Raw genomic sequence first — 12,784 nt, forward strand, 5'->3', positions numbered from 1 at the left:
ACCTGGTACGGCAGAGCCCCGCGCTTCCCTCCGTCCTGCACGGCGTCTACCGGCGTCACGACGGCGGCCGCCCCGGCCGGGCCCGTCTTCTGCTGCCGCCCGCGACGCGGTGGGGGTGGGTGGGGCGAAGGGTCAGCTCATGCCGGAGTTGATGGCACTCACCAGCTCACCGTCGCTGGTGTCACCGCTGAACTCCCAGAAGAACGCGCCCCCGAGCCCCTGGGACTTGGCCCAGCTCATCTTCCCGGCGATCGTCGACGGGGTGTCGTACGACCACCAGTTGGTGCCGCAGTGCGCGTACGCGGTCCCCGCGATGGTGCCGGTGACCGGGCAGGACGTCTTGAGGACCTTGTAGTCCTCGATGCCCTGTTCGTACGTTCCGGTCGCCGCCCCGGTGGCCGTGCCGCCCGGCGCGTCCTGCGTCACACCGGTCCAGCCACGCCCGTAGAACCCGATTCCGATCAGCAGCTTGCTCGCCGGTACGCCCTGCGCCTTGAACTTGGCCATCGCGTCGGCCGTGTCGAAGCCGGCGGTCGGGATGCCCGAGTACGAGGTGAGCGGGGAGTGCGGGGCCGTCGGGCCGGTGGTCGCCCAGGCGCCGAAGAAGTCGTACGACATCACGTTGTACCAGTCGACGTACTGGGAGGCGCCCGCGTAGTCGGTGGCGTCGATCTTGCCGCCGGAGGAGCCGTCGGCCGTGGTGGCCGCGGTGACCAGGGCGGAGGAGCCGAACTTGGCGCGCAGCGCGGCCATCAGGTTCTTGAAGGCCGCCGAGCCGCTGGTGTCGCAGCTCAGCCCGCAGGCGTTCGGGTACTCCCAGTCGATGTCGATGCCGTCGAAGACATCGGCCCAGCGCGGGTCCTTGACCAGGTTGTAGCAGGAGTCCGCGAACGCGGTCGGATTGGCCGCCGCCTGCGCGAAGCCGCCGGACCAGGTCCAGCCGCCGAAGGACCACAGGATCTTGAGGTTCGGGTACTTGGCCTTCAGCTCGCGCAGCTGGTTGAAGTTGCCGGCCAGCGGCTGGTCCCAGGTGTCGGCGACCCCGCTGACCGACTGGTCGGCGGTGAACGTCTTCTGGTAGTCCGCGTAGGCGTCGCCGATCGCGCACTGGCCGTTGGTGACGTTGCCGAAGGCGTAGTTGATGTGCGTGATCTTCGCCGCGGAGCCGGACGTCACCAGGTTCTTGACCTGGTAGTTGCGGCCGTAGATGCCCCACTCGGTGAAGTAGCCGAGCTTGACCTTGGAGCCGGTGGGCGGGGGAGTGGTCGTACCGCCGGTGGTGTGCACCGCGACGGCGCCGCTGACCGGCCCGGTCTGGTTCGCGGTGTCGCGGGCCTGGACGGTGTACGAGTAGTCGGTGCCGGCCGTGAGCCCCGAGTCGGTGTACGAGGTGGTGGTCACCGTGGAGACGACCTTGCCGTCGCGCAGGACGTCGTAGTTCTTGACGCCGTTGTCGTCGGTGGCCGCGGACCAGGAGAGCTTGACCGAGGTGTCCGTGACGCCGGACGCGGTCGGGGTGCCGGGCGCGGAGGGCGCCGAGTCCCCGGGGACGGTGGTGCCGCCGTCACAACTGGCTCCGTTGAGGAGGCAGTTGCTGGGCGATCCCGAACCGGCGCCGTTGAAGCCGAAGGAGACGGAGGCGCCGGGGGCGATGGAGCCGTTGTAGGACTTGTTCTTGGCGGTCCAGTGGGTGCCGGAGGAGGTGACGTCCGCGTCCCACGCGGAGGTGACCGAGGTGCCGGAGGGGAAGTCCCATTCGACGGTCCAGGAACTGATGGCGCTGGTACCGGTGTTCTTGACGGTCCACTGGCCGCCGAAGCCGGTACCCCAGTCCTGGGTCTTGGTGTAGGTCGCGGTCGCCGTCGTCGCGGCCTGGGCCGGGCTCGCGAGGCCGACCAGACCGGCCAGGGGGAGCAACAGGGTCGCGAACCCCGCCGCGGCTCTGTGTCTGAAGCGCATGCTGCGCCTCCCTCTTGATCGGGGGTGACGTGGGCATGACTGAGCCTTCATGCCCATGGTGCCGCGAGAATAGAAAGGTCTGGACCACGGGTCAATAGGTCTGGACCACTCTGTATACGTCCGTCAGCTCCCCAACTCCCTTGCCGCAGCGTCTGTCACCGCTCCCCGCCGGGCACCCACAGCACGTCCCCGACCTCCTTGTTGGCCGTGCGGGCCAAGATGAACAGCAGGTCCGACAGCCTGTTGAGGTAGGTCGCGGTCAGGGGGTTCATCGTGTCGGCGTGGACCTCCAGCGCGGCCCACGTCGAGCGCTCGGCGCGCCGTACGACCGTGCAGGCCTGGTGGAGCAGGGCCGCGCCCGGGGTGCCGCCCGGGAGGATGAAGGAGCGGAGGTTCTCCAGCCGCTCGTTGAAGCGGTCGCAGTCCGCCTCCAGCTTGTCGATGTAGAACTGCTCGACCCGCAGCGGCGGGAACTGCGGGTTCTCCACCACCGGCGTGGACAGGTCCGCGCCGACGTCGAAGAGGTCGTTCTGCACCCGGGTGAGCACCTTGACGATCTCTTCCTCCAGCCCGCCCAGCGCGATCGCCGCCCCGATCACCGCGTTCGCCTCGTTGGCGTCCGCGTACGCCGAGATCCGCAGATCCGTCTTGGCGACCCGGCTCATGTCCCCGAGGGCGGTGGTGCCCTGGTCGCCGGTCCTGGTGTAGATGCGCGTCAGATTGACCATGAGGTCAGCGTAGAGGTGCCGCGAAGGCTGCGGATGCCGCGGTGCTGCCCCTGGTCGGGGGAGTACGAGGGGAGCGGACCACGCCGGACGCGGCGCGCGAGGGACGGTGCCGCCGGGTCCGGCTGACGCGACGTGACGGTTGTCTCACGTCCTGAGACCGTGACACGCGTTACTTACCGGGTTTCCCGGCCCCCGACGGGCGCTAGGGTCCCGCCCAAGAGGCATACCTCAACAGCGTGTAAGGGGAGCGGAGTGGCACGGAAGCTTGCCGTCATCGGGGCCGGCCTGATGGGTTCCGGCATCGCCCAGGTCGCCGCACAGGCCGGGTGGGACGTGGTCCTGCGCGACGTCACCGACGAGGCACTGAACCGTGCCGTCGGCGGCATCCAGGCCTCGTACGACAAGTTCGTGAGCAAGGGCAGGCTGGAGGCGCACGACGCCGACGCCGCCCTGGCCCGCATCACCACGACCACCGACCTGGACGCGGCCGCCGACGCGGACATCGTGGTCGAGGCCGTCTTCGAGAAGCTGGAAGTCAAGCACGAGATCTTCCGTGCGCTCGACAAGATCGTGCGCCCGGAGGCCGTGCTCGCCTCCAACACCTCCGCCATCCCGATCACCAAGATCGCGGCGGCCACCGAGCACCCCGAGCGCGTCGTCGGCGTCCACTTCTTCTCGCCGGTGCCGATGATGCAGCTCGTGGAACTGGTCCGCGGCTACAAGACGAGTGACGAAACCCTCGCCACCGCGCGGGAGTTCGCCGAGTCCACCGGCAAGACCTGCATCGTCGTCAACCGCGACGTCGCCGGCTTCGTGACGACCCGGCTGATCTCGGCGCTCGTCGTCGAGGCCACCAAACTGTACGAGTCGGGCGTCGCCACCGCCGAGGACATCGACCTCGCCTGCAAGCTGGGCTTCGGGCACGCCATGGGCCCGCTGGCCACGGCCGACCTCACCGGCGTCGACATCCTGCTGCACGCCACCAGCAACATCTACACCGAGTCGCAGGACGAGAAGTTCGCCCCGCCGGAGCTGATGCGCCGGATGGTTGACGCCGGTGACATCGGACGAAAGAGCGGGCAGGGGTTCTACACGTACTGAAACGTCCGTACGTAGAGCCTCTGACCACCTCTCACCACGCACAAACCCCGAGGGTTCACCCTCGGGGGTGAATTCGGTATCGGTTCGCTTACAGATGGCAACCTCTGACCGGTGAACGCCGTCAGACGTTGCATTACCGGACAACACTTTTACGGAGTAGGACACGCACTCTCGGGGAGCGCATATGTACATCAGGGGCGACCACGCCGAGCTGGTCGTCGGGGGCCGCCTCGACGTCCGCAGCGCGGCGGACGCCCGTACGGTCCTGCACTCGGCCGTCGACGACGGAGTCGGCGATCTGGTGCTGGACCTGTCCGAGCTGGACTCCTGGGACGCCACCGGACTCGGGGTGATCATGGGTGCCCACCGGCGGGCCGGCCGCTGCGGCCGCCGCCTGGTGCTGCGCGACGTACCGCCGCAGATGCAGCGCCTGCTGGTGGCCACCCGGCTGCACCGGATCCTGGCGATCGAGGGGGGGATCGGGGTGGAGTCGCTGCCCCGGGTGTGACCGAGGCCCGGTGACCGGCTGTGCGGCCGCGAACCGCCGGGACAGGACGGTCCGCCGGGACCCGGCGAACCGCCCGGACACGGCCGTCCGTCGGGGAACGGGGCTCTCGCCAGGCGGCAGACCATGGGGACACGGCGATCCGGTGTGAACCGGGCGACCGGGGTCACCCGGTCGGACGGCGCGCAAGCGCACGTCAGACGCAATCCTCACGAGACTGTGATGTCTCGGACGGCGCGGTACCCCGGACTGTCGTAGATACTGTGCCAAGGTTTAAGGTTCGGTCGCCCGCCGCCCTTGCCATCCTTCGAGCGCGGGCCCGGACCAGAAGCGACAGCGCGGTGTGCAAAGGCCGGGAGGGGCCGGCATGCACGGCACACGACGCTTTTGGGGGGCCAGGAACCTATGGATCCGATCAACCCGGGACCCGAGAGGTACGGCCAGGACGACGGGGGTGCCTCCCGGTCGAGCCTGTTCGACACCGGGGGAGGCAGCACGCCGCGCCAGCGCCCGCCCAGGGAATCCCTCACCACCGACTTCGGCCAGAGCGCGCCGACGGCGGCCCGCGTCACGCGGCTGGTCAGCGGCGAATTCCTGCTGACCGTCAATCCCGTTGACGGCAGCGAGATAGAGCCCTGCCCGCCGACCGAGCGCCCGGCCAGGCCCGAGAAGCGCACCGCCGCCGAGCGCGCCGAGTACGAGCGCGCCGTCCGGCCGCCGGTGCCGCCCGGTCCCGCCCGGCCCGAACTGCCGCTCCTGGAGCGCCAGGACGACCGCGAGCGGCTCGTCCGGCTGCTCGCCCGCGGCCGCTCCGTGCGCCTCACCGGACCCTCGGGCTCCGGCCGCACCGCGCTCCTCGACCTGGTCGCCGACGACTGCTCCGACCTCGCCCCCGACGGCGTGGTCCGCCTCGACGGCTTCCACCGCACGCCCGAGGACCTGCTCCGCGACCTCTTCCACGCCGTCTACAAGGCGCCCGCGCACCGCCCGGCCCACGACGAACTCCTCGAACTGGTCCGGGACATCGGCGCGGTCGTCGTCGTCGACGACGTCGAGTTCGGCGGCGCCGGGCTCGACGAGCTGATCGACGCCACCCCCGAGTGCGCCTTCCTGATCGGCGCCACCCCGGACGTGCCGGCGCCGTCCGCCGACTCCGCCGTCGAGGAGGTCTTCCTCAGCGGCCTGGAGCGGGCCGGCGGCGTCGACATCCTGGAGCGCGCGGTCGGCCGGGTGCTCACCGAGGAGGAGGCCAACTGGGCCGGCGACCTCTGGTTCGAGTCCGAGGGCCTGCCGCTGCGGTTCGTCCAGGCCGGCGCGCTGCTGCGCCAGCGCGACCAGCTGCGGGCCAGCACGGGCGCCGTCGACGAGTTCGGCGTCTTCGCGTCCGGCCTGTCCAGCCGGTCCGACCTGTCCGATCTCCCGGCCGACGCGCCCCTCGACGCCGAGGCCACCGAGGCGTCCCCGCTGCCGTCCCTCGGCGAGGCCGCCGCGGCCGCCCCGCTGCTCGCCTCGCGGCTCAGCGCCTCCGCCCGGGCCACCCTGCGCTTCGCGGTCGCCCTGGGCGGCGAGGTGCCCCACCAGGCGCATCTGCCGGCCCTCATCGGCGACACCCATGCGGACGCGGCCCTCGGCGAACTGGCGGGCTGTGGACTGGTCTCCCCGGTCGGCTCCCGCTACCGGCTGGCCGCGGGCGTCCTACAGCAGCTGGAGGCCGCCGGATACGCCGACGACGCGACGGCCCAGGCCCTCACCGCCGCCCAGCACTACAGCTGGTGGGCCGGGCACCCCTCGGTCACCCCCGAACGGGTCTGTGCCGAGGCCGACGCGGTCCTCGCCGCCCTGTCGGTGGTGGTCCCCGAGACGGTGCCGCCGAAGGAGGACGAGGAGAGCACGCCGGTACGACTGGCCCGTACGGCCGCGCCCGCGTTCGCCGCCGGGCTGCGGTGGAGTGCCTGGGAACGGGCACTGCGGGCCGGGGCGGAGGCCGCCCGGCTGTCCGGTGAGGTCGGCGAACAGGCCTACTTCCACCACGAACTCGGCATACTCGCGCTCTGCGGCGACCAGCTGGACCGGGCGCGGGCCGAGCTGGAGGCCTCGCTCGGCCTGCGCGGGGCCCTCTCCGACAAGCGGGGCACGACGGCGGGCCGACGGGCCCTCGCCCTGGTGGCCGACCGCTCGGGTGACGCCCTTCCGGTCATCGCCGCGACGGCGGGCGACGAGATCCCCGACGCCCGCCACGAGGAGTCCAGGTTCCCGGCGGGCGGCGTCACCGCACCCTTCCCGGCGGTCCACTCGCCGGTCCTGGACACGATGGTGACCCAGCGGGTCCCGGCCGAACCGACTCCGGCCCAGGGCAGCGGCCTTGTGCGCATGGCTCGCCGCAACCTGGTGGCGGTCGGGGCGGGCGTCCTGCTCACCGCGGTCCTCGGCACGGTGGTGGGGCTCGGCATGACCTCCCACGACAACGCCGACAACCCGTCCAACAACGTGAGCGTCAACCCGTCGGCGAGCGAGGGCACGGGCGACGGCAGCCTCGGCGCCGACCCCGGGCAGACGTCGGGCGCGGGGGACACGGGCACGGCCACGGGCAAGCCGACGGATCCGGGCCCGGACGCCACCCCGGACAACCCGGCCTCACCCACGGACACGCAGACGCCTTCGCCTTCGGCCACGGGCACGAAGGGGTCGTCCGGCGGCGGTACGACGCACACGCCGTCCGCATCTCCCTCGAAGTCGGCATCACCTTCGAAGCCGGCGTCACCGAGTCCGTCGAAGTCGTCGGGGTCGCCGTCGCCGAGCGCGTCGCCGTCGCCCTCGCCGTCCCCGTCCGGCAGCTCGCCGAGCACCACCAACTCGGCGAGCGGCCCCGCCTCCAACTCCCCGAGCGTCACGACGTCGAGCGCATCGGAGAGCGGCGGCGGCGGCGCCTCGACCGGCACGGTGATCTGAGGCCCGGGGCCCAGGGCGTCCCGCGGCCCGCGTGCGGGACGCCACGCCCCCCACATACCGCCGCGACGGCGCGCACCCACGACGACGCGAACCGGCGCTGCCGAACCCGGCTCAGGCCGGTCCGGCACCGCCGGTCACCGCCGTGGGGGCTGAGCGCCGTCGCGGCGGTATTGGGGTGGGCGGCGGTATCGGGATGGGCGCGGTATTGGGGCGGGCGGCGGTAACGGGGCGGGGCGGTATCGCGGTGGGCGGCGGAGTGGAGGGGCCGGGACACCGCGAGGGCAGGCAACCGCCGGACGGGCCTTCGGCGGGTTGGCCTGCGGCAGTCCTCGAAACGGGCGTGGCTTGTCCGCGTCGGTCGGAACGCGTCTGCCTCGGTCGGAACGTCTGCCTTCGGCGGGTTGGCCTGCGGCAGTCCTCGAAACGGGGGTGACGCGTCCGCGTCGGTCGGAACGCGTCTGCCTCGGTCGGAACGTCTGCCTTCGGCGGGTTGGCCTGCGGCAGTCCTCGAAACGGGCGTGGCTTGTCCGCCTCGGCCGGAACGCGTCCGTCCCGCTCGGAACGGGCGCGCCTGTCGGGCCTGGCGGAGGGCCGGCCCGGCGGCCCGCCCGACGCGGTCAGAACAGGCGCAGTTTGTCGTCCTCGACGCCGCGGAGGGCGTCGTAGTCGAGGATGGTGCAGCCGATGCCGCGGTCGGTGGCGAGGACCTTCGCCTGGGGCTTGATCTCCTGGGCCGCGAAGATGCCGCGGACGGGGGCGAGGTGGGGGTCGCGGTTCAGGAGTTCCAGGTAGCGGGTGAGCTGTTCGACGCCGTCGATCTCACCGCGGCGTTTGATCTCGATGGCCACGGTCTGGCCCTCGGCGTCGCGGCAGAGGATGTCCACCGGCCCGATCGCCGTCATGTACTCGCGGCGGATGAGGGTGTAGCCGTCGCCGAGCGTCTCGATGCGGTCGGCCAGCAGCTCCTGCAGGTGCGCTTCCACGCCGTCCTTGATCAGGCCCGGGTCGACACCCAGCTCGTGCGAGGAGTCGTGCAGGACCTCCTCCATCGTGATGATGAGCTTCTCGCCCGCCTTGTTGATGACGGTCCAGACCCCCTCCTCGTCACCCGCCCCCTCCTTGAGGGTGCACGGCGGCGACATCCAGTTGAGGGGCTTGTAGGCCCGGTCGTCCGCGTGGATCGAGACACTGCCGTCATTCTTCAAGATGAGCAGACGCTTCGCTGAGGGCAGATGAGCGGAGAGACGGCCGACGTAGTCCACGGTGCAACGGGCGATGACGAGACGCATGGGGCAAGCCTACGGGGCTTGCGGACCCCGTGGGTCCCGCCGGCCTGTCACGCGCTGAGGTTCCCCGGTCCCCGACCTGGGCCCCCTCCGAGGGCCTGAACGACGAAAAGGCCGCCCGGGGTGGCCCGGGAGTCAAGACGTACTTATAAGGGCGTATTTATCAGGTTTCTCTTGTTGTTGTGGTCAGTCGCTCCTGGGGGCGATCGCGGCATCGTCCTCACCGAATGCATTGGCCGCCTTCATCAATCCCTCCTGCCATTCCTCCGGCCCGGTGGTGAGCCGCCCCGCGTGGAGGTCGACTACGCGCTGATTCAAGCTGTCCGGGAGGTGCAGCCAGGCGGCCGGTTCCTTAGTCGTTCCTCCGATGAGAATGAGGACACCAGTCTTACGGAGCAGTTCACCGCGAGCCGCCCAGTCGTCATGCTCCCACTGCTGCCGGTACGTAACCCCCGTACCCTCCTCGATCCATCGGGATGGGATTATAGGCAGAGCCTTCAGTGTCTCAAGCGCCTTTTCGTGATCCTCCAGACTTCGGATTACGGCCTGTGCTGCAACGCCACCTGGCTTAAGGCTCGTCAAGTTTCCGGTGAGGTTGTCGAGAGCCTCGGTGAGCTGCTTGATCTCGCGAGACTTGTCGATCCCCGGCACGTAAGTGCGGGTCATGATCTCCAGGTCTCCCGCTTCGGTCAAGAAGCGCTCTGCGAGGAGTTCTTCGATGATGCTCCTCTGCCAAGATCTAACCCACTTGCACCGCGTGCCGTCTTTGCGCCCCCATGAACGGCATAGGTAATAGCTGTACTCTCTGACCGTTCCGTCTGCGAGTTGCCGCCTGGAAGTGTTGGAGTACAGCGGTTCACCGCACTTGCAGAACGCCACACCCGCCAGATGGGTGGCTGTACGCTTCTGACCCCCCTTGCCGCGAGCCCTTCTGGTCATTACCTCTTGTAGCTTCTCCCACTCGTCCTCGGTCAGAAGGGGATCTGCCCAGACAACGGGCAGGCCGTTACGGACAATCGGCTCACCCTTGTGCGTGGCGTAGCCCATGATGGACTTCTTGGTGAATACGGCCGTCATTGTACTGGTGGTCCACTTGGTGCCCTTAACATCGGTCTTGACGCCGGTTCTGCCCTCCTGTGCGTTCGCGTTGCGCATGTGGTCAAGGGCAGTGAGAATTCCCCGGGCGTTCCAGTCTTTAGCAATGGATCCCAGGGATTCGCCTTTGTTTACAACGCGGTCATAAGCCTCCTGTACCAGAGGTCCCGTTACCGGGTCGATTTCGAGGCGTCGCCGTGATGTGCCATGATGCATGAAGGAGGTGGCGCGATATCCGAACGGCCATGTACCTCCACCCCAAAGATTTTCGTCGCGATAGTGCTTCGTCTGGTTGAGCTTCTTCTCCTTGACGGAGTTTCGATAGTCGGCAGCCTGTGCGGCTTTAATACCTGCGATCATGCGACCGTTCGGCGTCGAGATGTCAAAGGACGGGTCGGCCAGGATCAGGATGTCCTTCTTGTTGTTCAGCACCCATTGAATGAAGGACCACCAGTGCATGTCATCCCGGCTGATCCGGTCCTGTGCGGTCACCATGAGGGCGTCCCACTCGTGGACCAGGGGAACCCGCAACCACTTTCCGAGGGACGGCCGCTGATCGAGGTTCACGGTGCCGGAAACGGTCACGTCCTCCACCCACCCTGCAACCGTGTGGTCGCCCTGGACGATCGCTTCCGACAGTTCGAGTCCCTGGCGCTCCAGCGCCGCCGACGACTCCGTGTCTCGGCTGATCCGCTTGACGGCCAACACGCGCATGCCCGTCTCCCCTGATGTCCCTGCACGTTCGGATTCGAAGCTAGCGAGCGTTTGGAGAGCTGCAAGTCACGTCTTCCGGTTTGACCAGGATCAGACCGTTCGCGACTGGTCCTGATGAAACGCCTGGAGTCCCTGTTCCAACCTGGCCGATTGTGTGCCTGAAGGGACCGTCGCATATACGCAATCTCCTGGTGGGGCCCCCGTACGTTGCCTACGGTAGTGAACGGGAGGTCGCGGAGTGTGTACTCAGCGTGTCTGGCATCGCGAACTCCCTTACCTGTCCGCCAACCCCTGCTGTTCGGGGGTGCGAGAGGAGTACCCATGTCGCTCGACGTCTCACCGGCCCTACTCGAACAGGCCGAGCGAGGCGAGGTCGACGAAGCGGATTTCGTCGACTGCGTCCGGACCTCCCTGCCCTACGCATGGGAGATGATCAGCTCCCTGGTGGCCCAGCTGAAGGTGGACGGCGGCCAGTTCGCCGACAACCAGACGCCCCCGCCGGACGAGCAGGCACGCGGTCAGCTGCTGCGTGCGCTCGCGAGTGACGCCATACGCGGCGCCCTGCAGCGGCACTTCGGTGTGCGGCTGGCCTTCCAGAACTGCCACCGTGTGGCGGTGTTCCCGCTGGACGCCTCGGTCGACGAGACGCTGGCCCGCTTCACCTCTGTACGCAATCAGCTGCTGAACCAGTCCCCGGAACTACGGGACTGCTGACGCCGTGCTCCGGTACTGCTGACGCAGTGAGCCGCTTGCTTGCCGCTCCACACGTGGGAGGTGCATCAGTCACTGGGGCGGCAAGCTCCCCGCGGCGGTGAGGTCACCGGAGGTGCGGCAGTACCTCGGCACCCAGCCGTCGTACGTTCTCCTCCGTGGCCGTCAGATCCCCCGAGCCCTCGGTCAGCAGGGCGAAACGGGAGATGCCGGTCCGCTCGGCGGTCGCGGCCAGCCGGTCGACGCACAGCCGCGGGGTGCCCACCGGGTGGAGTCCGCAGAGCAGTTCGGTGTACGCGAGCGGGTCCCGCATCGGCCGGAGGCGGCCGTCCACCGTCACATGGGCCTCCAGCCCCTGCTTCAGCCAGCCCGGCATCGCCTTCGCCAGCGTCTCCGCGGCGTCGGCGCGGCGGTCCGCGATCTGGCAGATGCCGGCCGAGACATGGGCCGCCCCGGCGATCTCGTCGCCCGGCCGCCCGGCTGCCCGCGCGTACTGCTGCCACAACGCGACCATCTCGGCCTTCTCCTCGTCGCCTACGTGCATCCCGAGCAGCATCGGCAACCCCTGCTCGGCGGCCAGCCGGATGCTCGCCGCGGAGGTGCAGGCGACCAGCACCTCCGGCCCCGGCGCCTCCGTCAGCGCCTCCGACGGGCGCGGTACGACGGGGACTTCACGGAACGAGTAGCGCGGTCCGGAGGCCGACACGGCCGGTTCGCGCAGCCAGCGCATCAGCAGATCGAGTGATTCGGGAAAGCCCTGTTCGTACGCCTCCAGGCCGGATCCGAAGACCTCCAGATCCACCCACGGGCCGCCCCGCCCCACGCCGAGCGTGAAGCGGCCGCCGCTCGTCACGTGCAGCAGCGCGGCCTGTTCGCCGAGGGCGACCGGGTGGACGGTGGGCAGTACGCTCACCGCCGTACCGACCCGCAGACGCCGGGTGCGGCCCAGCAGCAGTGCCGCCAGGGTGACCGCCGACGGACATGTGCCGTACGGCACGAAGTGGTGCTCGGCCAGCCAGACCGAGTCCAGACCGGACTCCTCGGCCACCTCCGCGGTGCGCACCGCCCGGTGCAGGGCCTCCCCTTGGCCCTGGCCCGGGAACTGGGCGGCCAGCACAAAACTACCTACGCGCATCGTTTCTTCCTGCTTTCCTGGCTCCGACCCGGAGCTCCCCCACCGGGCATAACCGTCTGACACGTGCCGAGGACACGGCCCGGCGGAGAGATTTACGGATTGTCTGGAGAATGGGTCGCCCTGGAGGGGGACTTGTGCGGGTTGGTGCCCTACGCGTACCCGCGTGCGCGCGTCGTAGGCTGGACACAGCCCGTGCTCCCTGTATAGCCCCGAGAGGTGTCCCGTGTCCCCGCGTCGCAACCGACCCAAGGGCCCGAACGGAGCGGCCTCGTCCGGCCGGAGCGCCGAGGACGACCGCGCGGACCGCTACGGCGGCTGGCAGTCCGCCGAGAGCTGGCAGGGCGAGGAGTGGAGCGTGCGGCACGTGGCGGGCGCCAGCGCGGTCGGCAAGACGTACCGCTGCCCGGGTTGTGACCAGGTGATCCCCTCCGGCGTCCCGCACGTGGTGGCCTGGCCGGAGCACTCGGGTGTGGACGAGCGCCGGCACTGGCACAAGGCCTGCTGGAACGCGAAGGACCGCCGCACCACACGGGTGCAGCGGTCCCGGAACGCGCCGAAGTTCTGAGCGCCGTACGGCCGGTACGGGCCGTTCGTCCTGACT

At 69.6% G+C, this 12,784-nt stretch carries 10 protein-coding genes; 5 read left to right on the forward strand and 5 right to left on the reverse strand.

Features of this window, described 5'->3' with window-relative positions:
- Positions 1-132: 132 nt before the first annotated feature.
- On the reverse strand, positions 133-1,959 hold the full coding sequence (locus AB0P24_RS33035) for a glycoside hydrolase family 18 chitinase (protein WP_365800499.1): 1,827 nt from the start codon (positions 1,957-1,959) through the stop codon (positions 133-135).
- A gap of 155 nt (positions 1,960-2,114) precedes the next feature.
- Positions 2,115-2,687, reverse strand: coding sequence for a cob(I)yrinic acid a,c-diamide adenosyltransferase (locus tag AB0P24_RS33040; RefSeq protein WP_365800501.1), 573 nt, complete (start codon positions 2,685-2,687; stop codon positions 2,115-2,117).
- 252 nt (positions 2,688-2,939) lie between these two features.
- Between AB0P24_RS33040 and AB0P24_RS33045 the strand changes: the two genes are divergently transcribed.
- The 3 genes from AB0P24_RS33045 to AB0P24_RS33055 all read left to right on the forward strand — a co-directional run bounded on the left by AB0P24_RS33045 (position 2,940) and on the right by AB0P24_RS33055 (position 7,242).
- Positions 2,940-3,788: a 3-hydroxyacyl-CoA dehydrogenase family protein gene (locus AB0P24_RS33045; protein ID WP_365800503.1), complete on the forward strand. Its 849-nt coding sequence runs from the start codon at positions 2,940-2,942 to the stop codon at positions 3,786-3,788.
- Between the two features lie 184 nt (positions 3,789-3,972).
- Entirely contained in the window at positions 3,973-4,296 is a 324-nt protein-coding gene (locus AB0P24_RS33050) for an STAS domain-containing protein (protein ID WP_031040714.1), read from the forward strand.
- Positions 4,297-4,698: 402 nt separating this feature from the next.
- Positions 4,699-7,242, forward strand: a complete 2,544-nt coding sequence (locus AB0P24_RS33055) for an ATP-binding protein (protein WP_365800505.1) — start codon at positions 4,699-4,701, stop codon at positions 7,240-7,242.
- 617 nt (positions 7,243-7,859) lie between these two features.
- On the opposite strand, the gene nucS is transcribed toward AB0P24_RS33055, so the two are convergent.
- Positions 7,860-8,531, reverse strand: coding sequence for an endonuclease NucS (gene nucS / locus AB0P24_RS33060; protein ID WP_365800507.1), 672 nt, complete (start codon positions 8,529-8,531; stop codon positions 7,860-7,862).
- Between the two features lie 183 nt (positions 8,532-8,714).
- Positions 8,715-10,337 (reverse strand): recombinase family protein, encoded by a 1,623-nt coding sequence (locus AB0P24_RS33065; RefSeq protein WP_365800509.1) that lies wholly within the window; start codon positions 10,335-10,337, stop codon positions 8,715-8,717.
- A 321-nt stretch (positions 10,338-10,658) separates the two neighbouring features.
- On the opposite strand from AB0P24_RS33065, the gene AB0P24_RS33070 reads away from it, so the two are divergent.
- Positions 10,659-11,051, forward strand: coding sequence for an SCO5389 family protein (locus AB0P24_RS33070; RefSeq protein WP_181807263.1), 393 nt, complete (start codon positions 10,659-10,661; stop codon positions 11,049-11,051).
- A gap of 103 nt (positions 11,052-11,154) precedes the next feature.
- On the opposite strand, the gene AB0P24_RS33075 is transcribed toward AB0P24_RS33070, so the two are convergent.
- Positions 11,155-12,183, reverse strand: coding sequence for an LLM class flavin-dependent oxidoreductase (locus AB0P24_RS33075; RefSeq protein WP_365800511.1), 1,029 nt, complete (start codon positions 12,181-12,183; stop codon positions 11,155-11,157).
- 223 nt (positions 12,184-12,406) lie between these two features.
- Here AB0P24_RS33075 and AB0P24_RS33080 point away from each other — a divergent pair, with 223 nt between their 5' ends.
- The gene (locus AB0P24_RS33080; protein ID WP_365800513.1) at positions 12,407-12,748 is read left to right on the forward strand and encodes an ATP/GTP-binding protein; all 342 of its coding nucleotides are present in this window, start codon (positions 12,407-12,409) and stop codon (positions 12,746-12,748) included.
- Positions 12,749-12,784 lie beyond the last annotated feature (36 nt).

This window comes from Streptomyces sp. NPDC086519, assembly GCF_040686075.1.
GTDB lineage: Bacteria > Actinomycetota > Actinomycetes > Streptomycetales > Streptomycetaceae > Streptomyces > Streptomyces shenzhenensis.

Excerpts from the sequence above, each read along its gene's own strand:
- AB0P24_RS33075 (WP_365800511.1), bottom strand. The coding sequence starts at position 12,183 with ATGCGCGTAGGTAGTTTTGTGCTGGCCGCCCAGTTCCCGGGCCAGGGC.
- AB0P24_RS33040 (WP_365800501.1), bottom strand. The coding sequence starts at position 2,687 with ATGGTCAATCTGACGCGCATCTACACCAGGACCGGCGACCAGGGCACC.
- nucS (WP_365800507.1), bottom strand. The coding sequence starts at position 8,531 with ATGCGTCTCGTCATCGCCCGTTGCACCGTGGACTACGTCGGCCGTCTC.
- AB0P24_RS33035 (WP_365800499.1), bottom strand. The coding sequence starts at position 1,959 with ATGCGCTTCAGACACAGAGCCGCGGCGGGGTTCGCGACCCTGTTGCTC.
- AB0P24_RS33070 (WP_181807263.1), top strand. The coding sequence starts at position 10,659 with ATGTCGCTCGACGTCTCACCGGCCCTACTCGAACAGGCCGAGCGAGGC.
- AB0P24_RS33065 (WP_365800509.1), bottom strand. The coding sequence starts at position 10,337 with ATGCGCGTGTTGGCCGTCAAGCGGATCAGCCGAGACACGGAGTCGTCG.
- AB0P24_RS33050 (WP_031040714.1), top strand. The coding sequence starts at position 3,973 with ATGTACATCAGGGGCGACCACGCCGAGCTGGTCGTCGGGGGCCGCCTC.
- AB0P24_RS33055 (WP_365800505.1), top strand. The coding sequence starts at position 4,699 with ATGGATCCGATCAACCCGGGACCCGAGAGGTACGGCCAGGACGACGGG.